Here is a 24923-nt window from a genome sequence, read left to right on the forward strand (position 1 = left end):
AAGGCAACTAGAAAATAACTAAGAGTTTCCAACATATTCACGTGTCGAATATTAGAATGAAAATTGTGAAAACCCTACCATTTTATGCCCTTTGTAAGCATACAATAGCCCCTTGTCAATGTCAATGCATTTGGAGTGAATTTCTTCACAAACTAATTATACCAAACAAGGTATTCCGATAGCTAATAAATTAGCGAAAAAAGAGACAGGAATTATTTCAATTCCTGCCAATTTCTTCTTTTCTCGGAAAAATTAATTCCGTTTCGATAGAATCTTCCTGATTTGCCTTTTTTGCAAAGACTTTTGCGAGGTATCTTCCCTCCTCAGGAATCAACTCAGCAGAAATCTCCTTTTGAATCATACCCCTCTTCAAATTCCGGCTTATATCAAGGAATCCAACAAAGCGGTAGTCTTCCGGATTGAAAAGGGCGATGCCAAACTCATCCGCCCCGCCAGGCAGATACACCTCATACCGGAACGTTCCCGGTTTATCTCCCTGGGTCAAATCAAACCCCATCACCTTTGGATACCCCGGTTCCTCAACCACATACAAATAGGGAATTCCTATCACGTTTGTTCCATCTTCCAACTCAAGCCGGCCGTCATAAATCTTTTTCCGCGATAATATTTCATCTACCCTGAGCCCAACTTTCACTCTCCGGCTTTCGCCAGGATTAAGGGTAAATGATAGAGGAAGCTGCCACTCTAATCCTTCCTCCGCCTCAGGCATCCGAAAGGAATATGTTCGGGTCTTTAAGCTTTTATTTTCAATGGTTAAAACCGCTTCGCTCTGGCCACTCAGGCCCGATGTCCCAAACTTTCCAAAGTGGAGTGAGGCTGGCAGCACGAGTGAGGCCGCCTGAACAGCCTCCAGAATTTGCACTCTTCCAGCCCCCTGTTCATAAGTTCGGTAGGGTTTTTGGATTCCTTTGGAGATAGGCTTGGCTGTATTCATCAAGGCTGCTTTTACTTCTAGCGGCGACCAATCAGGATGAGCCTGAAGGATTAGCGCGCAGGCCCCGGCAACATGAGGAGCTGCCATGCTGGTGCCTTGAAGTGCCATGTAGCCCCCGGGAATCGTACTATTAATGGCTACTCCGGGGGCAACAACGTCCGGCTTGATTTCCCAGGTACCTGTTACAGGACCGCGCGAGCTAAATGCTGCAAGCCTGTCCTGTTCCTCTTCCATACTAATCCGTATCGATCTATTTCCACTTTCTATCTGTTTTTTTAAAAACTCTCCCGTCTTTTTACTGACAGAGACAACGGGAATTTGAAGCTCTTCTTCTAGATTTCCGATAAATCTTCCATTCGTATTATTATAAATCATCACACCTTTGGCGCCTGCATTTTGTGCATTTTGGGCCTTTTTCGTAAAGGTAGTGGTGCCCCTTTTAATCAGGACAAATTTATTTTTTGCATCTGATAGTTCTTCCTTTTTTCCCATTCCACCTACAGCCAGCTCCATGGATTTGCTGGTATCCCACTGACCCGAACCCGCCATAGGTTCCAAACGGATTTTTTCACTAGTTCCTTCTATTAATAAGAAAGGAATATTCATTATAGGTGTTGAAGCCCCTACTGAAATGGCCTTTGCAGCTGTGCCAGGTGAGCCAACCGACCACACATTGGGTCCTGAGTTTCCAGAGGCGGCTACTGCGACAATTCCTTTATCGACAGCCTTGTTAAGAGCAAGACTGATGGGAAGGTCTGGACCATTTATCTCGTTTCCTAATGATAGATTTAGAACATCCACCTTATCCTTAATAGCCTGTTCAATAGCAGAAAGGATTTGTTCTGTTGTTCCGGATCCACCCGGGCCCAGCGCCCTGTAGGCAATAATCTTTGCTTCCGGAGCTACACCCTTTATTTTTCCATTGGCAGCAATAATTCCGGCAACATGGGTTCCATGGATGGTCGGGAGCCCCTGCTGAACCTTTGTTTCCATTGGGTCAGCATCGCCATCTACCAAATCATGCCCCCCAGCATAATTATTCCTGAGGTCAGGATGTGTATAATCAAGGCCTGTATCGATTACTCCAACCGTAATTCCTTTCCCCGTAAGGCGCCTGTCAAGCTTATCAAAATAACCGCGTACCGCTTCTCCCCCTATCATCTTTACGTTATCCACCGTATCCGCCTGATAGGAATAGACAGGAGAAATCTTCATAATATCCTCTTTGAAGGAGAGTTTACTGAAAGTCTCAGCATCTCCTTTAACAGAAAAACCGTAAAGCGCCTCAGTGAAAATATGACGCAGCTGCAGTCCAGGATAAGAGGAGAGCAGCGCTTTAATCTGGGTTTCTGTTTTTGGTTCCTTTAAAAGCACAATAGCAACCTGTTCCTTTTCATAGGGAACAGGGGGAACCACAAGCAGTTTTCCAATCGCCATTCCTGTACCTGGTAAAATGAGAAAAACCACTAAAGCGGCAGCAAGAAATTTCATTGTGATCCCTACTTTTATTTAGATTGTCTTCTATTCCACCAATTTTGGTATCTTTTCCGCGAAAACCCCGTACTTATCCGCCAATTTTGGTCTCCATTTCCGCGAAAATCTAGTACTTATCCGCCAATTTTGGTCTCTATTCCGCGAAAACCCCGTACTTATCCGCCTAAGTTGAGAACAATTCCGCGAAACCCTCACTCTTTTCCGCGTTTATAGGGTTTTCATGTAAAAAGGAAAGTATACAAAAAAATCCAGCCTATTGGCTGGATTTCTCTTTTATTATTTAGTTCCAAACAGTCTGTCTCCTGCGTCCCCAAGTCCAGGAACGATGTAGCCGTGATCGTTTAACTTTTCATCAAGAGCAGCAATATAAATGTCCACGTCAGGGTGAGCATTTCTCACTGCTTCAACACCTTCTGGAGCTGCAATTAGGCACATGAATTTAATGTTTTTTCCGCCGCGCTTTTTCAGGGAGTTAATCGCTTCAATTGCTGAACCGCCGGTAGCAAGCATTGGATCAACAACGATGAAGTCTCTTTCTTCCACATCGCTTGGAAGCTTTACATAATATTCAACTGGCATTAAAGTTTCAGGGTCACGATATAAACCGATATGGCCCACTTTTGCAGCCGGAATTAATTTAAGGACTCCGTCTACCATTCCAATTCCGGCACGAAGGATTGGGATAACTCCAATTTTTTTACCGGAAAGAACCTTTGATTTCGTAAGGCTTACAGGTGTTTCAATTTCAATTTCTTCAAGAGGCATGTCCCTTGTAATTTCAAAAGCCATCAATGTTGCTACTTCATCAACCAGTTCACGGAACTCTTTAGTTCCTGTGCTTTTGTCTCTTATGTAAGTTAGCTTATGCTGAATGAGTGGATGATCAAATACGTAAACCTTTGCCACGGCTATCGCCCCTTTATTAAATTAGATATTCTTTGGAACTTTAAATTAATGCCTAGCTCCAGCGCCCAGTGAGTTTTCAACTTCGAAAAGCCTAAAACAACTTCGAAAAGCCTAAAACGAATCGCTTTGCTCTTCGTGTTTCCTTTATCTCCGTCGAATCGGGGACCTGCAGGAAGCAGGTCAGAAAGACGTTGCCACAGGACGTGGCGAATTTAGCCTTTCTCCAAATCCCTTACACCGCTTAACAGTCGCTTACGCTCTACTATTTAAGTTCTGCAAAAATAAGCAAATCATGTTGCAAATTTTGCTTTTTCACACTTCGTCTAATTTTACAGAAAAATATTTCATTGGGCAACTATCATAAATTAAAAAAACATCAATCCTTCGACACGCGATTCAAAAAGAAAAAACCGACCTAATGATACGGCCGGTTAAAGGTAATTATAGTTCTGGATAAAGGGTAAATTTACCTGTTAAAGCTTCAACGCGCTTACCTGCTTCAGCAAGAGTTTCTTCATTTTCATAGTTTTTAAGAGCCAGGGAAATGATAGAAGCAACTTCGTCCATATCCTCCAAGCCAAATCCGCGCGTAGTAACGGCAGCAGTACCGATTCGGATTCCGCTAGTCACAAATGGGCTTTCAGGATCAAAAGGAATGGTATTTTTGTTTACTGTGATTCCGATATCATCAAGAACCTTTTCCGCAACCTTACCTGTTAAGCCAAGTGAACGAAGGTCAACAAGGAGTAGGTGATTATCCGTTCCTCCTGATACAAGGTTCAAGCCTTCTTTTTGCAGCCCCTCAGCAAGACGCTTAGCATTTTCGATAATCTTCTTGGAATATTCTTTGAAACTGTCCTGAAGAGTTTCTCCAAAAGCTACTGCTTTTGCCGCAATGACATGCATAAGAGGTCCGCCCTGGATGCCTGGGAAGATGGATTTATCAATCTTTTTAGCCCATTCTTCCTTGCAGAGGATCATTCCTCCACGTGGTCCGCGTAAAGTTTTATGAGTTGTGGTTGTCACAAAATCTGCATAAGGAACTGGGCTTGGGTGCAAGCCTGCTGCAACAAGGCCAGCAATATGCGCCATATCAACCATAAAGTAAGCTCCTACATCATCAGCGATTTCACGGAACCTTTTAAAATCAATTTCACGAGGATACGCACTTGCTCCAGCTACAATTAGCTTCGGCTTATGCTGACGGGCTTTTTCCAAAACATCGTCATAATTAATTCTGTGTGTATTTTCATCAACGCCATATTCAACGAAATTGTACTGTACACCACTAAAGTTAACAGGACTTCCGTGTGTAAGGTGCCCGCCATGGGATAAGTTCATGCCCAGAACAGTATCGCCGTGCTCAAGAATTGTAAAATAAACGGCCATGTTTGCCTGAGCACCTGAGTGCGGCTGAACATTTACGTGTTCCGCTCCAAAAATTTGCTTAGCACGATCGCGTGCGATGTTTTCTGCAATATCCACGTATTCACAGCCGCCGTAATAACGTCTGCCCGGATATCCTTCTGCATATTTATTTGTAAGAACAGAGCCTTGCGCTTCCATTACAGCTTCACTTACAAAGTTCTCTGATGCAATCAATTCAATCTTTGAGCGCTGACGGCCCAATTCCTGCTGCATTGCCTCAAAAAGCTGTGGATCCTGCTGTGCCAAATGTTTCATGGTTTATCCCCCTCAGTTCTTTTATGTTCGAAAAACTGGGCATTCGCCCAAGCATGAAGGCGAATGTCCTCTTTTACTTATGTGTTCAGAATTTTTAATTCTGATTACCTAAAAAACAATCTTTAGAAAATTCCCATTTTAGTTTAGCATGTTCATACCTAAAAAGAAAAGGACAATATCCTTTCTGCAAAAAAGAAAGGACCCTATTGATGGAGTCCTAGTGGCAAGCCTGATTGCTATCAGTTTTTTCGTATACGGCTCTCGAGCCTCCAATTAATTTTGGCCTAGCTTTTGCTAAGGTTACATGCGCACCGCCAACACTCTTCTGCTTAATACGCACCGGAACGGCCACATGCTTTAAATGCATCCCGATAAAGGTGTCGCCAATGTCAATTCCCGCATCAGCTTTCAAAAATTCTACCACCGATGGGTTTTCCATATGCTCGTACGCAAAGGTTGCCATTGCTCCCCCAGCCTTACGAACCGGGATTACAGAGACGGCCTCCAGGTTTCTGGCATCAGCTGAACGGCTTTCAACTACCAGTGCACGGTTTAGATGCTCACAGCATTGAAAGGCAAGCTCAATACCCGTTTCCTCCTGGAGCTTTTTCAGCTGGCGAAAAATCATTTCCGCTGCATCGAAGGTTCCGGCTGTTCCGATTTTCTCGCCCATAACCTCACTGGTACTGCAGCCAACCACTAATAAAGCTCCCGGCTTAAGATCTGCCTGCTCCTTAAATTGGCTTAAAACAGAAGCAAATTCTTTTTCCCATTGTTCAAGAGTCTCTGCCATCTTTGCATTCCCTCCAATATTTCGGATTAGAAGTACTTTTAATCACCAAGTCCTTTAAGTTCTTATCACGCGCAAAACGGCACATCCTCGAAAAAACAAAGCTTTTTATTCGCAAGAGGCCTAGCTGATGAAGCTTACCTTGTCCTACGCCTTTTGCCTGACTAGGACTTCCTCGGAAAAGAGCAATGATATAGCTAACGAAGCCTTCCTTGTCCTTCCTGTCCGTCGTGCTGATTAGCCAAGAATTAAGCTTTACAAATTTTGATTTTCGTATTCAGAAATCTTTCCAATTCGGTTTGAATGGCGTCCTGCCTGAAACTCTTCTGTCAGCCAGACTTCAGCAATTTCTCTAGCTAATCCTGGTCCAATTACACGTTCACCCATCGCAAGAATATTGCTGTCATTATGCTGGCGTGTTGCTCTTGCGCTGAACGTGTCATGAACAAGCGCACAGCGAATTCCTTTTACTTTATTCGCCGCAATGCTCATACCGATGCCTGTTCCGCAAATTAAAATGCCCCGGTCAAATTCACCGTTTGCTACCTTTTCTGCTACCGGAAGGGCGTAATCCGGATAATCCACCGAAGTACTGCATTCACAGCCAAAATCTTTATACTCAATGCCCAGTTCCTCTAATAATCCCGCAATTTCTTTTCTAATATTTACTCCGCCGTGATCTGAAGCCAGCGCTACTTTCATACTCCCTGCCTCCTTAATATTCCGTTCAATTAAAACTCATTTTTATTTTGACACATTCAGTAGAAATTTTAAAGCTATTGATTTTTCGAAATAAAAGCCCCCTCCTGACCTGGAGAGAGCTTCCTATTATAGTTTAAACTTTGTAATGGTCTCCTTGAGTTTTGCTGCCTGTTCCGTAAGGTCAGCCGCAAGGTGCTCGACTCCTTCAATCACATGAGCCTGTTCCACTGTAGCGGAAGCCACTTCCTGCGCACCTGCCGATGTTTCCTCAGCAATCGCCGCTACCTCCTGCGATTGTGTTGCCGTATGGCGAATGCTCTCCATTTGGCGGTCAACCAGTCCTGTAATGGATTGAACCATACCAGCCATGTCGTTAATGGTTGCCGTCATTTCCTCTATCACTTCATTCGTCCTTGTTCCCTTTTTCGCTTCGGCATTGGCCGTATCAACCTGCCCTGAGATTTGTTTTACTACATTTTGAACCTCAGACTGGATACTCTTTATCAATTCCGAAATTCCCTGAACTGCTCTGGCGCTTTCATCTGCAAGCTTGCGGACTTCCTCTGCGACAACAGCAAATCCTCTGCCATGGTCACCTGCCCTTGCAGCCTCAATTGATGCATTTAGAGCCAAAAGGTTTGTCTGGGAAGCAATATCGCCAACCAGCTGAATGATTTGTTCAACCTTCGCTGCATTTTCTTCCAGATGTTTAACGGTTTTTAAGGACTCACGGTTGTCCTGGGCCAGAAGCTCAATTCCAGAAACAAGGGATTGAATAACCTCCTTGGAAACCTGGAGATCATGAACCATTTCCTTAGATACATTTTCGGCTGTTTTTGCTTTTTCCTGAACCTCTTCCGCTATTAAAATAACTTCCTCAACAGACTCGGCTGTTGTTTGAATGGAAGCTGCAGAATTCTCCGCTCCCATGGAAATTTCATTAATGGTTCTTGAGATGCTTTCCGCCTGTTGAAAGGCAGCAGCTGATCTGTCCGAAATATGTATCACTTTATTATTGGTTTCGATAAAATTCTCATCAATTTTATGAACCATCTCTCTTAGATTTTCAAGCATATGGTTAAAAGCATTTCCAAGGGACCTCATCTCATCATCTGACTTGGAAAGTTCGACATCCTGGCTAATATCCCCATCAGCTGCTTTCAGAGCCACTGCTTCAAGCTTCTGAAGCGGCTTTACTATAAAACTGGCAGCAAAAAAGGCGAGGATTCCGGACCAGATTACCCCGAGTAGTAAGGTTATTAAAGTGAAACTGCCTTCTTGGATGTACTTTGATATAAAAGGATAAATGAAGTAAATAAAAACTTCACTTGTTGAATAGGTGATAAATGCGAGTATTGTTGTAAAAAAAACAAGCTTTTTCCTCAGTCCAAACTTGTACTTCCTTTTCGCTTTCATTTTGCTCCCCCTGGTGGTGATTTATAGTCTATTTATTTGTTCAATGACACGATCGATAAAACCCTCTAGCTCTTTATAAGTTGCCCGGTAGATATCCAGATTCCCGCCATACGGGTCGTTAACATCATGGTTCATGGTTTCTCCGGCAAATTCCTTTAGTGTAAACGTCTTTCGCCCGGCATCTGGAAAGTTCCCAATGAGGGCATTCTTATGAGAGGCTGTCATCGTGAAAATAAGTGTTGCCCAATCGACAAGCTCTTTGGTGACAGGCTTGGACTGATGGTCATGCTGAATAGCGTTTTCCTCCCAGGCCTTCCTTGCATTCGCGGATGGACCGTTTCCACTCGCAGCAAAAACCCCTGCCGATTTCACCTCTATATTCTTTAAATTTTTACTCTTCAGGATGGCTTCTGCCATCGGGCTTCTGCATGTATTTCCGGTGCACACGAACAATATGCGATGCATTTGGCGCCCTCCTTTTCTTACATTATAAGTCATTTTTCGTGTATTCCAATACTCCTTATAAAAATTTAACCATTTTTTCCTTTTTAAAACAAAAAACACCCATTTCGGGTGTCAAAAACGATTTTTTTAAAGACAACAGGTCAAAACGGAAAAAGGAGCTTGATACCGAACGCTAGCAATATACTTCCACCAAGCGCTTCACTATAGGCACCCAGCCATCCCTGTACCTTTCTGCCCGCCAAAAGGCCTGCCCAGGTTAAAATGGTCGCAGCAATTCCGAAACAAAGAATCGTCATCACCATTCTAGCCCCGTAAATTCCAAGTGAAAGGCCTACCGAGAGGCTATCAAGACTAACGCTCAACGCAAAAACAAGCAAGCCGAAGCCTTCTGGCTTAATCACGCTTCCTTCATCTTTTTTCAGGCTGGACCAAATCATCTGCAGCCCAAGTATAATGAGCAGCAGGCCGCCTAAATATGTAGCAAGAGTCCCGAATGTTTCCGATAAAAATTTGCCGGCAACCATTCCAACCAGCGGCATCCAAATATGAAAGATTCCAATCATTATGCCTATTTTAAAGATCTGCCTAAGCCTCAATTGGTACATTCCCATTCCGAGGCCTACTGAAAAAGCATCCATTCCTAGCGCAAACGCCATTAACATTAGCGTAAGCAATTCCCCAAGCACTGCTGACATCACTACCACCCCGTCCCTCGGACTTGCTATTTCAGCTTATGCTCGTCTTAACCCTTTTAGAATCAGGATTCGAGGAAAAGAAACGTTGTGTTTGAAGAATAGCGGTTAATCGATAAGTGTCCGAAGGTGATTGATTAAGAGTTTGAAATGATGGATATGTCTTCTAAAATGAGCGATTAATTCTCCTAAATGAGCGATTAACCCGAAAAAATGATTGATATGGACCAACCCCGTATAGGTTTTTCTAAAAAAGAGGTAACTTGCCCTTAGTTAAGTCCAATTACCAAAGCCAGGCCTCGGTCCTGGCTTTTCTATTAACCAAAATGAATGATAAATTGCCGTAAATGATTGATTTCGTCCTTAACTTGATTGATATGTCTGCGAAGATGATTGATTAATTCTTCAAAATGATCGATTACCCTTAAGAAATGCGTGATATGCTACAACCCCGTAAAGGTTTTTCTATATAAGAGGTAACTGGCCCTTAGTTAATTCCAATTACCAGAGCCAGGCCTCTTCCTGGCTTTTCAGATAGCAAAATCATGGGTCCAGTTAGATAAATTGCCGTAAATGATTGATTGAGTCCTTAACTTGATTGATATCTCCCCGGAAATGATTGATTAATTGTCTAAAATGATCGATTAAGCCATAGAAATGATTGATATGGTCCATCCCCGTAAAGGTTTTCTAAAAGAGGAAACTGGGCCTTAGTTAAATCCAATTACCATAGCCAGGCAGCCGCCTGGATCTTCTATTAGCCAAAATGATTGATTAATTGCTGTGAATAATTGATTGAATCCTTAACTTGATTGATATGTCCCCCAAGATGATTGATTAATTGTCCAAAATGATCGATTAATCCGAAGAAATGATCGATAAGACGCAACCCCGCAAAGGTTTTTCTATAAAAGAGGTAACTGGCCCTTAACGAGGGGAAGATCCAATTACTAGAGCCAGGCTTCGAGCCTGGCTTTTCTATTATCCAAGATGAAAGATAAGTTGCCGTAAATGATTGATTAAATTCTTAACTTGATTGATATCTCCCCCAAGATGATTGATTAATTGTCCAAAATGATCGATTAATCCGAAGAAATGATCGATATAACCCAACCCCGTAATTCAAAAGAAAAACCCCCCCTCCTATTTAGGAGGGGGGGCACGTTATTCGGATATGATTTTGTTTCCAGCTGCCTTGAGGAGGCGGTTCATGATTGCCTGGCCGACTCCTTCAACAGGGAAAACTTCACTGAAAATAATGTCCATGTTTTCATCGTTAAACGAACGAAGGGTATCGTATAGAGCGGTGGCTACTGTCGGGAGAGATTCTCTTTTTCCACAGGCTAGGACGATATCTGCCTGGTAGTCCTCCTGCCGTTCTTCAGTAGTCAAAACCCCTACACGAAGGCCTTCTTTCCTTTTTTCATCAGCGAGTTCCTGAAGAAATTTCTGGCTTCCTTTAACCAGATACATCGGGGCATCAGGTGCGTAATGCTTGTATTTCATGCCCGGAGCCTTCGGTTTCTCCGCTTCATTTAAAAGTGCTGGATCTGTAACTACCTCTCCAATAACCTCTTCAAGCTGCTCCTTTGTAACCCCGCCCGGGCGCAAAATAACTGGAACTTGTTCTGTGCAATCGACTACCGTGGATTCTACTCCCACACCTGTCGGGCCGCCATCGATTATCCCCGCAATTTTTCCTTCCAGGTCGTCCTTTACGTGTTTAGCTGTGGTAGGACTGGGTTTGCCAGAGCTGTTTGCACTTGGTGCTGCTATTGGAAGGCCACACTTTTTTAAAATAGCCAGCGCTACAGGGTGGTCCGGCATCCTGACTGCAATTGTATCCAGACCTGCTGTTGCCTTTTCAGACAGAATGCCTGTCTTCTTTTTAAAAATGATTGTTAACGGACCTGGCCAAAATTTATCCATTAATATAGAAGCTTTCTCAGGAACTTCCTCCACAAATCCATTTAACTGTGATTTATCTGCGATATGAATAATGAGAGGATTGTCTGATGGCCTGCCTTTGGCACTAAATATTTTTTGGACAGCTTCATCATTTTCAGCATTTCCTCCGAGTCCATAAACCGTTTCAGTCGGGATGGCAACTACTTCATTTTTCGTTAACAATGAAGCTGCCATTTCAACCTGTGGATTGTCTGTTAGATTATCCACAGACTTATCCACTGACAAAAGAATTGTTTTCATCTAAAGTCCACCTTTTTTCCAAACGTAAAATATATTTTCAACCCTTATAATCGGGCACTTTTATTAATAAGTACGTTTGAAAGTATAAAAGATGGTGATGGTAAATACAAGTTTTATCCACAAAATGTGGATAAAGTGTTCATAACAGTGGATAACTTTGTGGATATATCCACAATTAAAAAGAAAATTTCAAAAATATTGAGTTATCCACATTCAAAATGTGTTTAATATGTGGAGAGTTAATTAATTCTTCTGGAAGGTTCCCCCATTCTGTTTCCCGGAAGCCTAGTACATGAAAAAAATCTAGTGCACCCCTCTTATTCGTGGCAAGAAACAGGTGAAATATCCTTCTTTTTTTTGCGAGGAGCATCACTTCTTTAAAAAGATAGATAAGATCATTCTCCCCCATATCCGGAGTAATCACTAGCGACCGTAACAGTCCTGATTCCCCAAAAGACTCAAGACCCATCATTCCTTTAATTTCCCCCATGCTATCTTCCATTAACAGAAAGTAGGGCAGACTTTCTGGTGAAATCCCTTCTGTTCCCAAACCAGCTGTTTCCAAAAAGTCTACTATTCTATTAAAGTCCATTTTCTCCGCACAACGAATAACTGCCTGCATTTTTTTCACCCCGGTTTTAGTTTTCTACTACCATTGATATGCACTTTTGATAGAAGTAGAACCTGGAAAACCGGCAGAAAGAACCATTTCATTTCTGAAATATAAAAAACCAGAGCAACGATTCGCTGCCCTGGCTTTGGGAAGATCTTTCTCTTATTCAAGCGACTATATTAGTCTTTTTTTCTATTTCTGGATTCTCCGCCTTTTTCACCGATTTCCTCGTAGAAATCATCGCCATGCTTATCACGTGTTGCTTCGCCGCCTTTACGGCCGATTTCCTGATAGAATTCCTTGTCGTGGTTCTCAGCAGTGGATTCTCCACCTTTACGGCCGATTTCCTGATAGAATTCCTTGTCATGGTTTTCAGCCGTGGATTCTCCGCCTTTACGGCCAATCTCCTGATAGAATTCCTTGTCATGAGTTTCAGCTGTCGTTTCTCCGCCTTTACGGCCAATTTCCTGATAGAAATCCTTGTCGTGGTTCTCAGCAGTGGATTCTCCGCCTTTCCGGCCGATTTCCTGATAGAACTCACGGTCATGATTGCGGCTCGTTGCTTCGCCGCCCTTACGTCCTCTTTCCTCACGAGACATCTTATCGTTGTTATTATCCTTTTTAGCCATTTAAGATCCACTCCTTTAGAAGATTTTTGACGTTACACCCTTTATATATCCCGTTGATTATAAAAAAAACCAATGTAAGGAATTTGTAATGGACTTGTCCATCAGCTGTAAAATAAATGGTAGACACTTCTCAACTTTTAATTTCTTTGTAATAGAAAAGGGTACTTTTGGCTCTTTATTGACAGAAAAAGAGCTGGCATTCTGCCAACTCTCTTAATTAAATATTCTTTCCCATAGTTCTACTACAAAAAATTTCACTTCGACCGGTTTTTCATCTTCAGCTGTATAGACTGAAGCCTTCTTTACTCCCTGTAGTTCTTCATCTTCTGAACTGTAATGTTTTACCTCTTCTACATTAGCATTTGGTTCTATTGTTTTTTCAGTCGAGGCTTCTTCCTTGCTCTCTATTTTTACCGGCTCGGCTCTTTCTATTGTTTTTGCTTTGGTAACTGATTGTTGGATTTCCGGTTTATCTGTTTCTTCCTTTACCTCGGTTTCGTGTTTTAGTTCTTCATTTAATTCAGTTTCTTGTTTTGGTTCTTCTTTTACTTCCATTTCTTGTTTTGTCTCTTCATTTACTTTTGATTCTTTATCAGTATCAGACTTTTTATCTGAAAATCCTGCGCTGACTGCTGTTCCGCTTGAAAAATCAAGGAAGCATAGCGGCGGATACAGTACACACCACCAGTTCGCTCCTTTACCTTCACCAAGTGTTATCAAAATGGCTTCATATTCACCCGCTGGATATAAAAACTCACCGTAAAGCTTCGTAGGAAATTGAACCTTTCCAAAATTAACTTTTACGCTTTGCTTTGATTTCTGTTCTTCCACAACTTTCTCAGCGATCTTCTGGATTTCTGGAAGTTTTGAACGAATCAGCGTTCTTGCCTCATCTATTGAAGTAAGATCCTTCACCCAAAGGGTAATATTTTCATTTACTTTATCTCTTACCAGGCGCTTTAAAGCCTGGTCCGATTCCATATCACTATTAGCCAGAATTCTAAGCCTGATCGCTTCACCAGGTATTACAACTTCTTCCTTCGCTTGTACTGCTTCATTTTTCGGTATATATAAACTCAATATAGTTCCAATTGATAAAATTAATAAATATGCCCAAACCATCGTTCTGCTTCTCATCTCTCGCACCGTCCCTTCACTAACCCATTGTGGACAAAATGCCAGGTTCTTAAACTATGAAAATAAGAAAAATGAATTTGGATTTATAAAATCTCTTTTAAAAGAAAATAATATAGCGAGGTGATTTAATGAGGAAATTGTTTATTATCATTTTTAGTCTTATTTTTATTTTTCCCATTACCAGCCAAGCTGAACAAAGCAGTCCTTCCATAAAAGTTGCCTTTGTCAGGGATGGGTATTTATGGATTAAAGCAGACAATAAAGAGATAAAACTATCGAAACAAAAATCCAAATACCCTGTTCCTCCTCAATGGTCTCATGATGGGAATATGCTCCTTTATCAAAAAGAAACTAAGGGATTGGATACGGTACCACAATATGAGTTATGGGTTTATGACTTTAATACTAATAAGCATCAAAAGGTTTTTTATAATGCACAAAATCCAAAGTGGTCTCCCAAGGAAAATATCATAGCTTTTCAAAGCGACGGTGTTTTAAATGTTTCTGACTTAAAAACATTCTATAATATTGCCTTAGGTGTGAGTGACTATGAATGGCAGCCCGATGGGAAAGGCTTTATTGCCTCTTCGAGTGCTTCCCTCACCCCCCTTGGCTGGAGTAATCCGGTTCTATATACCATCTCCATTGCTGAAGGATATAAGAATATCACCAATTTATCAAAAAATGTGAAAGAGTTTTTTACCATTCCAAAAGAAATAACAAAAGGTAAAATAAACATCCTGTCAATCAATGCAGATTCGTTTGCTTATTCACCAGATCATCAGTGGATTTCCTTTATTTTATCGCCTACAGCGTCCTGGTCCATGGACAGCAACATGCTTTGCGTCATCTCGGCAAACGGAAAAGAATTTCAGCCAATAGATGAAATCATTTTACATTTAGACAGACCTCAGTGGGCCGATAATAAGAACCTTTTAGGATATATTGCTGGAGGAGGAAGGACGTATTTGGTTTTACAAATAAAAAAATGAAGGTGACTGAGCTCCCCGCATATCAAACCTTGACTCTCACTCCTCCCGAGTTTGCTGAATTGGGTTTTACCTGGGTTAACGATTCACAGGTAATTGTCTCAAGGGTAAAAGAGAGCGAATGGTCAAACGATCCTTCCAAACGCCCGGAACCTTCCTTATATGCTTTGGATTTATCAGGGCAAAAGCAAATAAAAATCACATCTCCTCCAATGGGAAAAGGCGATTATCAGCCTCAATACGTTCCTGTTGCAAAAAAGATAACCTGGATTAGAAAAAGCGACTTAACTTCCAATGGAGATCTATTGATGGCAAACCCAAATGGGCACGGGGTCAAACTGTGGGTCAAAAATATAGGGCCCTATTCCATCTTTCGTTGATTTTCATTAAAAAAAGCCAGGCTTCGGCCTGGCTTTTGGCATTTTTAAAGGTTGTTGACCCCTTAGATAGTAATTAGGAGTTCTATCCATGAATTTTAGTGTGCGATTGATTCGTTTTGCTCTCCTAATGCGAAAAAGCCCCGATATTTCCGGGGCTTTAAATCAAAATCCTCTTTCGGCAAATACCATTCGATCCTTGCCGTTAATATCATATAGAATGTCGACATTCGCTGATGGGAATGTTTTTTCAAGCAGTTCTTTAACCAATGGCCCCTGTCCGGCACCTATTTCAAAACCGACTAAAGCCCGGGAATTTAATACCAACGGAAGTTCTTTCATGAACCTTCTGTAAAAATCAAGCCCGTCCTCCCCGGCAAATAAAGCACGGTGCGGTTCATGTTCTGTGACGACCTCAGACATGCCCGCCATATCACTGACAGGGATATAAGGAGGGTTTGATAGTACTAAATCAAAGGACTCGCCTTCCTCAATAAAAGGAATAAGCAAATCTCCCTGGACAAACTGCACGTCAGCGCCAAGCCGGTCAGCATTATTTTTGGCCACGCCTAAAGAATCATCTGCAATATCTGAGGCAGAGACGTTCAACTCAGGACATTCCAGCTTCATGGTAACCGCAATTGCACCGCTTCCGGTCCCGACATCCACCATTCGCCTGCCGGTGCCGCCTCCAAGTCTTATTTCAACTCTTCGCAAAGCTTCCTGGACTAGTTCCTCCGTTTCAGGCCTGGGAATGAGCACCGCCTCACTGACCTTGAAAGAACGTCCGTAAAAATCTTCTTCTCCAATAATATATTGGACTGGCATTCCATTTACATGTTCCATTACTGCCAGCTCAAACTTTTCATAGATATCACCCGAAAGTTCTGAACGCAGTTCGGCAAAAAGCTGAGACCTTGTCATACCCGATAAGTGCCTCAGCAGCAATTCTCCCGCATTTTCATCGCGATTGGCACTTTTTAAAAAAGAAGAAGCCCATTTGAGGGCTTCAAACACTTTTTTAGACATTCGATGCATCCTCAAGACGCTGAGATTGGTCAGCAACAATTAGAGCATCAACAATTTCATCAAGCTTTCCTTCAAGGATCTGGTCAAGCTTTTGGATGGTTAACCCGATGCGGTGGTCGGTCACACGATTTTGCGGGAAGTTGTAAGTACGAATCCGCTCAGAGCGGTCCCCTGTTCCTACCGCAGATTTACGAACCTGATCATATTCCGCTTGTGCCTCCTGCAAAAACTTGTCATAGACACGTGCACGCAATACCTTCATGGCCTTATCCTTGTTTTTATGCTGGGATTTTTCATCCTGACAGGAAACGACGATACCGGTAGGAATATGAGTTAAACGAACAGCTGACATCGTTGTATTAACACTTTGTCCGCCAGCGCCACTTGATGCAAAAGCATCAAATCTAATATCTTTATCGTGGATTTCTACTTCTACTTCCTCTGCTTCCGGCAGGCATGCTACTGTAGCAGTCGAAGTATGGATTCGTCCGCCTGATTCAGTTTCAGGCACACGCTGAACACGATGGGCTCCGTTTTCAAATTTAAGCTTTGAATAGGCTCCCTGCCCATTGATCATAAAAATAATTTCTTTAAATCCGCCAAGACCAGTTGGGTTGGTGTCAATAACTTCTGTTTTCCAGCCTTGAGCTTCAGCAAAACGGCTGTACATCCGGTAAAGATCTCCGGCAAAAAGGGCCGCTTCGTCACCGCCAGCTGCTCCTCTGATTTCAAAGATAACGTTTTTATCATCATTAGGGTCTTTAGGGATAAGAAGAATCTTCAAACGGCTTTCCAATTCCTCAATTTGTCCTTCTAATTCATTGACCTCTTCTTTTACCATTTCGCGCATTTCAGCATCAAGCTTTTCCTCTAGCATAGCCTTAGCGTCCTGAAATTGTTGTTTCGCTTCTTTATACTCGCGATAAGCCATAACAGTATCTTGTATATTAGATTGTTCCTTCGAATATTCACGAAGTTTCTTAGTATCATTTATAATTTCCGGATCGCTCAAAAGCTCATTCAGCTTTTCATAACGATCTTCAACTGCTTGAAGACGATCGAACACAGTTACTCACCTCAGTTTTTAGTCCATACCATTTTAATTATAGTATAGGGGATACAAAGCGTCAAAACCAATTAAAGGAGAGGAAAATAAAAAACATGCCCTGTAATAGGAGCATGTTATCTTCTGTCTTCCCGAACTCTCACTTCTATATTATATCGGGGTAAAGCTTTAGTCAGCTTTCGGTGAATGCGGGCTTGTGCATCCATTCTTTCCTGATCAGAAAGAACTCCCTTTTTATAAACTGTTACCCACATTCTGTCTCCGTTGATCCAGACAGAACCTGGCTTAAATTCTTTGGTTGCGGCAACTGTTTGCCTTGCCTTATCAACATCCGGTCCACCGTTGGGGCTAACTTCACTTCTTTCTGTTGTACCCTCCAGGTTGAGGAAATTGGGATTCTGGTCGCCCATTCGCTGCCTGCCATCATTCCGATTGGACATAAATTGAGGATTAGTCTTATCCTTCCTTAAATCATAGCTTGCTTTGTCATTAGCATTATTATTACAGCCAGCTAAATAAAGAACGGCCATTATGGTTAAAATCATTAATTTTTTCATCTGTACCACCTCTAATACTATCGTTCCCCTATTTCCTAAAGGTGTTTCAGAAAATTTTTTCCACATACATGGACATTAAAAAACCGCAGCTTGTCCGCTGCGGTTTTAGATTATTTATTAAGGACTTCTGCTTCAAGCATGCGGCTTGATGTTTTAGGTACCTCATGGTGATGACGGCAGCGTGGCTCATAGGCTTCTGATGCTCCAACCAAGATAACAGGGTCGTGGTAGGAAGCCGGGCTTCCGTTAATCAGACGCTGCGTTCTGCTTGCAGGTGAACCACAAACGGAGCACACAGCCTGCAGCTTTGTTACCAATTCAGCAACAGCCATAAGAGCAGGCATTTTCCCAAAAGGCTCTCCCCGGAAATCCTGGTCTAAACCTGCACAAATAACGCGATAGCCGCTGTCAGCAAGCTGCTGGACTATACGAACAATTTCATCATCGAAAAATTGAACCTCATCAATTGCAATTAAATCCACTTCAGCATCAATATGATCTAGAATCTCAGTAGATTGGGCAAGAGGCTTGGCAATAAAAGAAGAGCCATTATGGGAAACAACTGATTCCTCACTATAGCGATTATCAATTTTCGGTTTAAAAACAGCAATTTTTTGTTTGGCAAATTGTGCACGTCGAACTCTTCGGATTAATTCCTCCGATTTACCTGAAAACATGCTGCCACAAATAACCTCAATCCATCCGCTTTGTTTCATCACATACATAAAACAGGCCTCTCCTTCCTTGCTAACACCACTTATGTTCTATTTTTGACAAAAAAAATATATGTAACCTTTAATATTTATCCAAGACGATTATGCTGGAAACCCTTTAAAAGTAAAAAACAGGCAAGCGATGAAGATTCTTGCCTGTTTTGACCAGTTATTCTTGTTCTTGTAGTTGAGATTTAAGGCCGTATTTCTTGTTGAAGCGGTCAACACGTCCGCCAGCTTCAGCAAATTTTTGGCGACCAGTATAGAACGGGTGACACTCGGAACAAGTTTCTACACGAATCTCGTTTTTAACGGATCCAGTTTCAAAAGTGTTACCGCAAGCGCAAGACACCGTAATTGTTTTATAATTTGGATGAATACCTGTTTTCATTCTTTTCATCTCCTTCTGCCCTGAGTCATTCTGAAACAGAGTTATAAATTAATGCTTGTCTTTTTAACAAACATTAATAAGCTAAAAACACACTATGATCATTATAGCAAGGGATCCTAGTTTTTGCAACAAGTGACTAAGCATAAAAATCTGGAATTTATTTACTATTCCTATTGACGGGCTGTAGAACGGCTGCCCTTCATTTCTTCACCAAGAATAGCAAAAAACTCTTCATTTGATTTTGTCTGCCTTAATTTTTTTAGGAAGCGTTCAGCAAAATCCGGGCTATCAGACATTGACTTACGTATTGCCCACAGTTTGTCGAGATGGTCTTTAGGAATAAGCAGCTCCTCTTTACGTGTACCTGAGCGGCGAATATCAAGCGCCGGGAAGATTCTGCGTTCAGCAAGAGAGCGGTCAAGGTGAAGCTCCATGTTTCCTGTCCCTTTAAATTCCTCATAAATAACATCATCCATCCTGGATCCAGTATCTACAAGAGCTGTTGCCAGGATTGTCAGACTGCCGCCTTCTTCAATATTTCTCGCCGCACCAAAGAAACGCTTTGGACGGTGAAAGGCAGCAGGATCTATACCCCCTGAAAGAGTCCTTCCACTTGGAGGGATAACCAGGTTATAAGCACGTGCAAGACGAGTAATACTGTCCATCAATATAACAACATCGCGTTTATGTTCTACCAGACGCATCGCACGGTCAAGAACTAGCTCCGCTACTTTAATATGGTTTTCAGGAACCTCATCAAACGTCGAGCTAACAACATCTCCGGCTACGGAACGTTCAATGTCCGTAACCTCCTCCGGCCTTTCATCAATCAGCAGCACGATAAGTTCTGCTTCAGGATGGTTGGTCGTAATGCTGTTGGCAATTTCCTTAAGCAGCATGGTTTTACCTGCTTTTGGCGGAGCCACAATAAGACCCCTCTGTCCAAAACCGACCGGAGCAACAACGTCCATAATTCTTGTTGATAAATGCTTAGGAGTTGTTTCAAGCTTCATTTGCCTGTTTGGATATAAAGCTGTTAACGCAGGAAAATGGACCCGTTCCTTTGCAGATTCGGGATCGTCACCATTTACGGCTTCGACCTGCAGCAGACCATAATAGCGTTCGTTTTCCTTAGGAGGACGAACCTTCCCCGAAACTTTGTCCCCATTCCTTAGGTCAAAGCGGCGAATTTGGGAGGCAGAAATATAAATATCCTCCGAGCTTGGTGAATAATTAATTGGGCGAAGGAAGCCAAAGCCTTCCGATTGAATGATTTCCAGCACGCCTTCCATGAAAAAATAGCCTTGTTGCTCGGCTCGGCTTTTTAGGATGGCAAAAATTAATTCCTTTTTCGTTAATTTGCTGTAGTAAGAAACCTTGTACTCACGAGCAAGCTCGTACAGTTCCTTCAGCTTCATATTTTCAAGACTTGATATTGTAATATCCATTTGTACACCACTCTTTAAAATTTTGTTCCGTTTCCCCGACAACAGACAGAATAACCCCTCTTGGGAATGAACTGTTATTGACTTCAAGAATGAAAGTTAAGCTTCTTTTAGAAAAGTAAACGTTGGAGGATTGGGAAAGTCTGATTTACGATTGCTTTGAAGTATAAAGAAGAAAAGAATTATGAAGTATAAAACAATTTCTATTTTACCCTGTTTATAAAAAAATAATCAACTAATATTTATTATTGGATGAAAACAAGAATGCGAAACTATTGTCGAAAAAGGTAAACAAGCCCTTTCTCCTGAACCAGTCAAGGCCCTGGGAGAAAGGGTTTGCCTAATTTTCAGCTCTGTTATCTTTATTGTATATTTTCTTAGAAAAAACTTGGCATTCACTAGGCTCTTTTGCGGATGCCCTAGTTTTGATTACGCTTTTTGAATTTATGTATGAATTCAAAATCGCTAAAAAGCGTTAGTGCCTGTTAGCAGGTTGAAATCCTAATGTCGCCAGTTCCTTAAAGAAACGAATGTCTCGTGGATCCCTAATCAACATCAGAGCTTCATTTTTAAAAATTATTTAATTACAAGGTTCGGTTTCTTTTTCAAGCTATGCTGTCCATCAATAAAACGGACTGTTCCCGATTTCGCTCTCATAACAATTGAATGGGTTGAACCATAGGAGCCTTTGAATTGCACACCTTTTAACAGTTCTCCGTCCGTTACACCTGTAGCAGCAAAGATGGCGTCATCCCCACGGACTAGGTCCTCCATCCGAAGTACTTTGTTTACGTCCAGACCCATTTTAATGCAGCGTTCGATTTCGGCATCATTTTGGGGAAGAAGCTTTCCTAAAATTTCACCGCCCAGGCATTTCAGTGCAACGGCAGCCAAAACGCCTTCCGGGGCACCGCCAGATCCAAATAAAATATCTACGCCTGTTTGATCAAAAGCTGTATTAATCGCTCCAGCCACATCACCGTCATTAATCAGTTTAATTCTAGCTCCTGCTTCGCGAAGCTGGGCAATAATATGCTCATGGCGGGAACGATTTAGAACGGTTGCCACGACATCTTCAATATCCTTGTTTTTTGCTTTGGCTACCGCTTTTAAATTATCCAATACAGAAGCATTAATATCTACCTGGCCCACAGCTTCAGGGCCAACCGCAATCTTTTCCATATACATATCAGGTGCATGCAGAAGGTTTCCATTATCTGCAACAGCCAGAACCGCCAGCGCATTCCATCCGCCGGATGCAACGATATTAGTTCCTTCCAAAGGATCAACGGCTACATCCAGACGGGGACCGTACCCGGTTCCTAGCTTTTCCCCGATATAAAGCATTGGGGCCTCATCCATTTCACCTTCACCGATCACAACAGTACCCTTCATTGGGATCGTATCAAACACATCCCGCATAGCTGATGTCGCTGCATCGTCTGCTTCATCTTTTTTACCACGGCCCATCCAGCGGGCAGATGCCAGCGCAGCAGCTTCCGTTACGCGGACAAGCTCCATCGTTAAACTTCTCTCCATAGCTTTCGTCCCCCATTCTCTCACTTACATTGCCTCTATTAAAGCTGTTTGCGTCCCGCTCAGCGCAGGACTAGTGAATACCTTTTTACTGTCTAGCTCCAGCTCCAGCGAGTTTTCATCCTACTTCTCCTTACGATCAGTCTACATCGCTCCTGGGCCATAGAATTCTCCAGGAAGCTACTGTTCAGCTTGTCCCAAAGCTGCAAGATAAAAATCACCAGAAGTGATTTCCTGGAGTTTTCCAGGCAGATGCTTTGCTCTTCGTATTGCCTTTAACTCAGGAAAAGAGAAGGCCTCAAGGACGCAGGTGAGAAAGACGTTGCCACAGGACATGGCGATTTTAGCCTTTCTTCATACGTATCCCACGCTTAACCTGAGCTTCCGCTTTTCTTATGTGTTTTTCATTTGTTCTACTTCTTCTTTTGTAAGAGCTTCACGCCAGATGGTTGCTCCGAGCCCATTTAATTTCTCAACAAGATTACTGTAGCCTCTGTCGATATGTTCGACGCCGGTGACTTCAGTAATGCCTTCAGACATTAGGCCCGCAATAACTAAAGCGGCCCCAGCTCTCAGGTCGCTAGCCTTCACCTTTGCTCCTTGAAGCTGAACAGGTCCATTAACAATAGCGGAACGTCCCTCAACTTTTATATTAGCATTCATTCTTCTTAATTCATCAATATGTTTAAAACGGGCACTATAAATAGTGTCAGTTACCATGCTTGATCCAGATGCCTTGTTAAGCAGAGCCGTAAACGGCTGTTGAAGATCAGTAGGAAATCCCGGATATACAAGGGTTTTAATATCAACAGGCTTTAGATTCTGTGCTTTGCCAATAAAGACCTGGTCATCTCCGGACTCAACCTGGACTCCCATTTCACGTAATTTTGCAATTAGGGACTCCAAGTGATGAGGAATCACATTATCAATTAATACACCTTCACCAACAGCTGCTCCCAAAATCATGTAGGTTCCAGCTTCAATCCGGTCAGGAATGATGGTATGCTGGCAGCCGTGCAAGCTGTCAACGCCATCAATTCTGATTACATCAGTGCCGGCACCTTTTATTTTTGCACCCATGTTTGTCAAAAGCGTTGCAACATCAATGATCTCTGGCTCTTTCGCTGCATTTTCGATAATAGTCCGTCCTTTTGCCCGAACCGCAGCGAGCATGATATTAATAGTTGCTCCAACACTTACAACATCCAGATATATTCTTGCCCCGCGAAGTTCATCTGCTCGGAGATAAATGGCTCCCTGCTCATTCGTAATACTTGCACCGAGAGCCTCAAAACCTTTAATATGCTGATCGATCGGTCTTGGTCCAAGGTGACATCCGCCCGGCAGCCCGATAACGGCTTTTTTAAAACGTCCGAGCATAGCACCCATTAAATAATAGGAAGCACGGAGTTTTTTTACTTTACCATTAGGAAGAGGCATAGAAATCATTGCCGACGGGTCTACCGTCATGTCGTTTTCAGATAAACGGACCGTACCTCCAATTTCCTCCAGTAAGTCCTTCAAAATTTCAACATCAGAGATATCCGGCAATCCTTCTATTGTTACTGGCGAATCGGCCAATATTGTCGCGGGTATTAGCGCCACCGCACTATTTTTTGCTCCGCTGATTCTAACAGTTCCTTTAAGAGGATAACCGCCTGCAATTTTAAGCTTTTCCATTTCCGACTCCCTTCTATGCCATTTGCCACCGTATTCCCAAGCCCGTTCAAACGAGACAGCGCTTACTTGTTTCGTTCTACAGGAAGGACTACGCCTGCTACTTAAATAAATGGCCATACCATATTTTGGTAATACAGAACCCCAAAATTCGACAGTATCTATTTAAGTAGTTTACACGAAAAAACAAAATTCATGTATCTTTTAAAGAAAAACTTTATTATTCCTTTAATTTTTGAATCCAAGGACCTATTTTAAAAAACATGAAGAATTCAAGCGGGAATTCCTGTCTTTTAGGAATGCGTCTTTCCTTTGTCAGTCAAATGGTATCCAATCCCATTAGCACTTGTCGAAATATGCGTACAAGCGGATGGCGGTGGATGCGGCTATAATTTCAGCTTCCACTTTTAGCGAAATTTTCTTACTTTTAAAAAAGAAGTGAAACCGCCACTTTAGAAAGGGGCGGTTTCAAGTAAAAGTATATTGCATAACACCCATGAACTATCTATATTCATGTTTTGGCGTTTCTTACGCTCTTCCGGCAGAACCAAACTCACGCATTTTGCCGATAACTGTTTCTTTAATTGCGTCACGAGCTGGGCCCAAATATTTACGTGGATCATATTCATTTGGTTTAGCCGCTAAAACTTCGCGAACGGCTTTAGCGGATGCAATTTGGTTTTCAGTGTTAACGTTGATTTTAGCAGTTCCAAGAGAAACGGACTTTTGGATATCCTTTGTTGGGATTCCAGTACCTCCGTGTAATACTAGAGGAAGACCAATAGCATTACCGATTTCTTCCATCTCTTTGAATCCAAGATTAGGCTCACCTTTGTAAGGTCCGTGTACAGAACCTAGTGCTGGAGCTAGGCAATCAATGCCAGTACGTTTAACAAGCTCTTCACATTCTTTAGGATCCGCATAGATAACGCCCTCAGCTACAACATCATCTTCCTGTCCGCCGACAGTTCCAAGCTCAGCTTCAACAGATACACCTTTTGAATGAGCATACTCAACTACTTTAGAAGTAATTTCAATGTTTTCTTCAAATGGATGGTGGGAAGCATCGATCATAACAGATGTAAAACCTGCATCAATAGCTTCTTTACACTTTTCAAAGCTTGAACCGTGGTCAAGGTGAATGGCAACAGGAACAGTTACTTTATAATCTTCCATTAAACCTTCAACCATTTTAACAACAGTTTTAAAGCCACCCATATAACGTCCTGCGCCTTCAGAAACTCCAAGAATTACTGGAGAGTTTTCTGTTTGTGCAGCTTGTAGGATTGCCTGAGTAAACTCAAGGTTATTTAAATTAAATTGTCCAACAGCATAGCCTTCTGCTTTGGCTTTTTGAAGCATTTCGGTCATGGAAACTAAAGGCATATTTATTCCTCCTTAATATAGGTCGACATCTTTTTAGGAACAGAGATTCCAAGTAAAGGATTTCCTA

24 protein-coding genes are annotated in these 24923 nt (G+C 42.2%); 2 read left to right on the forward strand and 22 right to left on the reverse strand.

Annotated elements, in window-relative coordinates:
• Window positions 1-217: 217 nt before the first annotated feature.
• From AC3WR0_RS07270 to spoIIR, 13 genes are all read right to left on the reverse strand, one after another.
• Window positions 218-2446 carry a S8 family serine peptidase gene (locus AC3WR0_RS07270; RefSeq protein WP_492551672.1) on the reverse strand — a complete coding sequence of 743 codons (2229 nt, stop codon included), beginning with the start codon at window positions 2444-2446 and terminating at the stop codon, window positions 218-220.
• 279 nt (window positions 2447-2725) lie between these two features.
• On the reverse strand, window positions 2726-3355 hold the full coding sequence (upp, locus tag AC3WR0_RS07275) for a uracil phosphoribosyltransferase (protein WP_492551673.1): 630 nt from the start codon (window positions 3353-3355) through the stop codon (window positions 2726-2728).
• 441 nt (window positions 3356-3796) lie between these two features.
• Window positions 3797-5038, reverse strand: a complete 1242-nt coding sequence (gene glyA / locus AC3WR0_RS07280; protein ID WP_492551674.1) for a serine hydroxymethyltransferase — start codon at window positions 5036-5038, stop codon at window positions 3797-3799.
• 217 nt (window positions 5039-5255) lie between these two features.
• A complete protein-coding gene (locus tag AC3WR0_RS07285; protein ID WP_492551675.1) occupies window positions 5256-5831 on the reverse strand; it encodes a TIGR01440 family protein in 576 nt (191 codons plus the stop codon).
• A gap of 252 nt (window positions 5832-6083) precedes the next feature.
• Entirely contained in the window at window positions 6084-6530 is a 447-nt protein-coding gene (gene rpiB, locus AC3WR0_RS07290; RefSeq protein ID WP_027323475.1) for a ribose 5-phosphate isomerase B, read from the reverse strand.
• A 126-nt stretch (window positions 6531-6656) separates the two neighbouring features.
• Complete coding sequence (locus AC3WR0_RS07295; protein WP_492551676.1) at window positions 6657-7946, reverse strand: methyl-accepting chemotaxis protein; 1290 nt, start codon at window positions 7944-7946, stop codon at window positions 6657-6659.
• Between the two features lie 21 nt (window positions 7947-7967).
• The gene (locus AC3WR0_RS07300) at window positions 7968-8411 is read right to left on the reverse strand and encodes a low molecular weight protein arginine phosphatase (protein WP_492551677.1); all 444 of its coding nucleotides are present in this window, start codon (window positions 8409-8411) and stop codon (window positions 7968-7970) included.
• 140 nt (window positions 8412-8551) lie between these two features.
• Entirely contained in the window at window positions 8552-9106 is a 555-nt protein-coding gene (locus AC3WR0_RS07305; protein ID WP_492551678.1) for a manganese efflux pump MntP, read from the reverse strand.
• 754 nt (window positions 9107-9860) lie between these two features.
• Window positions 9861-9992, reverse strand: a complete 132-nt coding sequence (locus tag AC3WR0_RS07310) for a hypothetical protein (protein ID WP_492551679.1) — start codon at window positions 9990-9992, stop codon at window positions 9861-9863.
• Window positions 9993-10267: 275 nt separating this feature from the next.
• Window positions 10268-11311 (reverse strand): L-threonylcarbamoyladenylate synthase, encoded by a 1044-nt coding sequence (locus tag AC3WR0_RS07315; protein WP_492551680.1) that lies wholly within the window; start codon window positions 11309-11311, stop codon window positions 10268-10270.
• 175 nt (window positions 11312-11486) lie between these two features.
• The gene (locus tag AC3WR0_RS07320; protein WP_492551681.1) at window positions 11487-11933 is read right to left on the reverse strand and encodes a GNAT family N-acetyltransferase; all 447 of its coding nucleotides are present in this window, start codon (window positions 11931-11933) and stop codon (window positions 11487-11489) included.
• A 170-nt stretch (window positions 11934-12103) separates the two neighbouring features.
• Window positions 12104-12553 carry a KGG domain-containing protein gene (locus AC3WR0_RS07325; RefSeq protein WP_492551682.1) on the reverse strand — a complete coding sequence of 150 codons (450 nt, stop codon included), beginning with the start codon at window positions 12551-12553 and terminating at the stop codon, window positions 12104-12106.
• 213 nt (window positions 12554-12766) lie between these two features.
• Window positions 12767-13690: a stage II sporulation protein R gene (gene spoIIR / locus AC3WR0_RS07330; protein WP_492551683.1), complete on the reverse strand. Its 924-nt coding sequence runs from the start codon at window positions 13688-13690 to the stop codon at window positions 12767-12769.
• A gap of 128 nt (window positions 13691-13818) precedes the next feature.
• On the opposite strand from spoIIR, the gene AC3WR0_RS07335 reads away from it, so the two are divergent.
• Both AC3WR0_RS07335 and AC3WR0_RS07340 read left to right on the forward strand, forming a co-directional pair.
• Window positions 13819-14682, forward strand: a complete 864-nt coding sequence (locus AC3WR0_RS07335; RefSeq protein ID WP_492551684.1) for a TolB family protein — start codon at window positions 13819-13821, stop codon at window positions 14680-14682.
• A 59-nt stretch (window positions 14683-14741) separates the two neighbouring features.
• The gene (locus AC3WR0_RS07340) at window positions 14742-15059 is read left to right on the forward strand and encodes a hypothetical protein (protein WP_492551685.1); all 318 of its coding nucleotides are present in this window, start codon (window positions 14742-14744) and stop codon (window positions 15057-15059) included.
• 162 nt (window positions 15060-15221) lie between these two features.
• Here the strand turns inward: AC3WR0_RS07340 and prmC are convergent, their stop codons facing one another.
• The 9 genes from prmC to AC3WR0_RS07385 form a co-directional block, all read right to left on the reverse strand.
• A complete protein-coding gene (gene prmC, locus AC3WR0_RS07345; RefSeq protein ID WP_492551686.1) occupies window positions 15222-16085 on the reverse strand; it encodes a peptide chain release factor N(5)-glutamine methyltransferase in 864 nt (287 codons plus the stop codon).
• Window positions 16078-17151: a peptide chain release factor 1 gene (gene prfA, locus AC3WR0_RS07350; protein ID WP_492551687.1), complete on the reverse strand. Its 1074-nt coding sequence runs from the start codon at window positions 17149-17151 to the stop codon at window positions 16078-16080. Before prfA ends, prmC begins: the two co-directional genes overlap by 8 nt.
• A gap of 116 nt (window positions 17152-17267) precedes the next feature.
• Entirely contained in the window at window positions 17268-17708 is a 441-nt protein-coding gene (locus tag AC3WR0_RS07355; RefSeq protein ID WP_492551688.1) for a hypothetical protein, read from the reverse strand.
• A gap of 110 nt (window positions 17709-17818) precedes the next feature.
• Window positions 17819-18433, reverse strand: a complete 615-nt coding sequence (locus tag AC3WR0_RS07360) for a thymidine kinase (protein ID WP_492551689.1) — start codon at window positions 18431-18433, stop codon at window positions 17819-17821.
• A 157-nt stretch (window positions 18434-18590) separates the two neighbouring features.
• A complete protein-coding gene (gene rpmE / locus AC3WR0_RS07365) occupies window positions 18591-18812 on the reverse strand; it encodes a 50S ribosomal protein L31 (RefSeq protein ID WP_027323488.1) in 222 nt (73 codons plus the stop codon).
• Window positions 18813-18982: 170 nt separating this feature from the next.
• A complete protein-coding gene (rho, locus tag AC3WR0_RS07370) occupies window positions 18983-20260 on the reverse strand; it encodes a transcription termination factor Rho (RefSeq protein WP_027323489.1) in 1278 nt (425 codons plus the stop codon).
• A 573-nt stretch (window positions 20261-20833) separates the two neighbouring features.
• Window positions 20834-21796, reverse strand: a complete 963-nt coding sequence (gene glpX / locus AC3WR0_RS07375; protein ID WP_027323490.1) for a class II fructose-bisphosphatase — start codon at window positions 21794-21796, stop codon at window positions 20834-20836.
• Window positions 21797-22186: 390 nt separating this feature from the next.
• Window positions 22187-23473 carry a UDP-N-acetylglucosamine 1-carboxyvinyltransferase gene (gene murA, locus AC3WR0_RS07380; RefSeq protein WP_027323491.1) on the reverse strand — a complete coding sequence of 429 codons (1287 nt, stop codon included), beginning with the start codon at window positions 23471-23473 and terminating at the stop codon, window positions 22187-22189.
• Between the two features lie 525 nt (window positions 23474-23998).
• On the reverse strand, window positions 23999-24856 hold the full coding sequence (locus tag AC3WR0_RS07385) for a class II fructose-bisphosphate aldolase (RefSeq protein ID WP_492551690.1): 858 nt from the start codon (window positions 24854-24856) through the stop codon (window positions 23999-24001).
• Between the last annotated feature and the right edge of the window lie 67 nt (window positions 24857-24923).

The sequence above is a fragment of the Neobacillus sp. FW104-15D2 genome (assembly GCF_058790155.1).

What these genes read in the sequence shown, in the direction of transcription:
- AC3WR0_RS07325 (WP_492551682.1), bottom strand. Translation starts at nt 12,553, where the DNA reads ATGGCTAAAAAGGATAATAACAACGATAAGATGTCTCGTGAGGAAAGA.
- rpiB (WP_027323475.1), bottom strand. Translation starts at nt 6,530, where the DNA reads ATGAAAGTAGCGCTGGCTTCAGATCACGGCGGAGTAAATATTAGAAAA.
- rho (WP_027323489.1), bottom strand. Translation starts at nt 20,260, where the DNA reads ATGGATATTACAATATCAAGTCTTGAAAATATGAAGCTGAAGGAACTG.
- spoIIR (WP_492551683.1), bottom strand. Translation starts at nt 13,690, where the DNA reads ATGAGAAGCAGAACGATGGTTTGGGCATATTTATTAATTTTATCAATT.
- glyA (WP_492551674.1), bottom strand. Translation starts at nt 5,038, where the DNA reads ATGAAACATTTGGCACAGCAGGATCCACAGCTTTTTGAGGCAATGCAG.
- AC3WR0_RS07300 (WP_492551677.1), bottom strand. Translation starts at nt 8,411, where the DNA reads ATGCATCGCATATTGTTCGTGTGCACCGGAAATACATGCAGAAGCCCG.
- AC3WR0_RS07355 (WP_492551688.1), bottom strand. Translation starts at nt 17,708, where the DNA reads ATGAAAAAATTAATGATTTTAACCATAATGGCCGTTCTTTATTTAGCT.
- murA (WP_027323491.1), bottom strand. Translation starts at nt 23,473, where the DNA reads ATGGAAAAGCTTAAAATTGCAGGCGGTTATCCTCTTAAAGGAACTGTT.
- AC3WR0_RS07385 (WP_492551690.1), bottom strand. Translation starts at nt 24,856, where the DNA reads ATGCCTTTAGTTTCCATGACCGAAATGCTTCAAAAAGCCAAAGCAGAA.
- AC3WR0_RS07305 (WP_492551678.1), bottom strand. Translation starts at nt 9,106, where the DNA reads ATGTCAGCAGTGCTTGGGGAATTGCTTACGCTAATGTTAATGGCGTTT.
- AC3WR0_RS07270 (WP_492551672.1), bottom strand. Translation starts at nt 2,446, where the DNA reads ATGAAATTTCTTGCTGCCGCTTTAGTGGTTTTTCTCATTTTACCAGGT.
- AC3WR0_RS07295 (WP_492551676.1), bottom strand. Translation starts at nt 7,946, where the DNA reads ATGAAAGCGAAAAGGAAGTACAAGTTTGGACTGAGGAAAAAGCTTGTT.
- prmC (WP_492551686.1), bottom strand. Translation starts at nt 16,085, where the DNA reads ATGTCTAAAAAAGTGTTTGAAGCCCTCAAATGGGCTTCTTCTTTTTTA.
- AC3WR0_RS07285 (WP_492551675.1), bottom strand. Translation starts at nt 5,831, where the DNA reads ATGGCAGAGACTCTTGAACAATGGGAAAAAGAATTTGCTTCTGTTTTA.
- glpX (WP_027323490.1), bottom strand. Translation starts at nt 21,796, where the DNA reads ATGGAGAGAAGTTTAACGATGGAGCTTGTCCGCGTAACGGAAGCTGCT.
- AC3WR0_RS07315 (WP_492551680.1), bottom strand. Translation starts at nt 11,311, where the DNA reads ATGAAAACAATTCTTTTGTCAGTGGATAAGTCTGTGGATAATCTAACA.
- rpmE (WP_027323488.1), bottom strand. Translation starts at nt 18,812, where the DNA reads ATGAAAACAGGTATTCATCCAAATTATAAAACAATTACGGTGTCTTGC.
- AC3WR0_RS07320 (WP_492551681.1), bottom strand. Translation starts at nt 11,933, where the DNA reads ATGCAGGCAGTTATTCGTTGTGCGGAGAAAATGGACTTTAATAGAATA.
- AC3WR0_RS07335 (WP_492551684.1), top strand. Translation starts at nt 13,819, where the DNA reads ATGAGGAAATTGTTTATTATCATTTTTAGTCTTATTTTTATTTTTCCC.
- AC3WR0_RS07360 (WP_492551689.1), bottom strand. Translation starts at nt 18,433, where the DNA reads ATGTATGTGATGAAACAAAGCGGATGGATTGAGGTTATTTGTGGCAGC.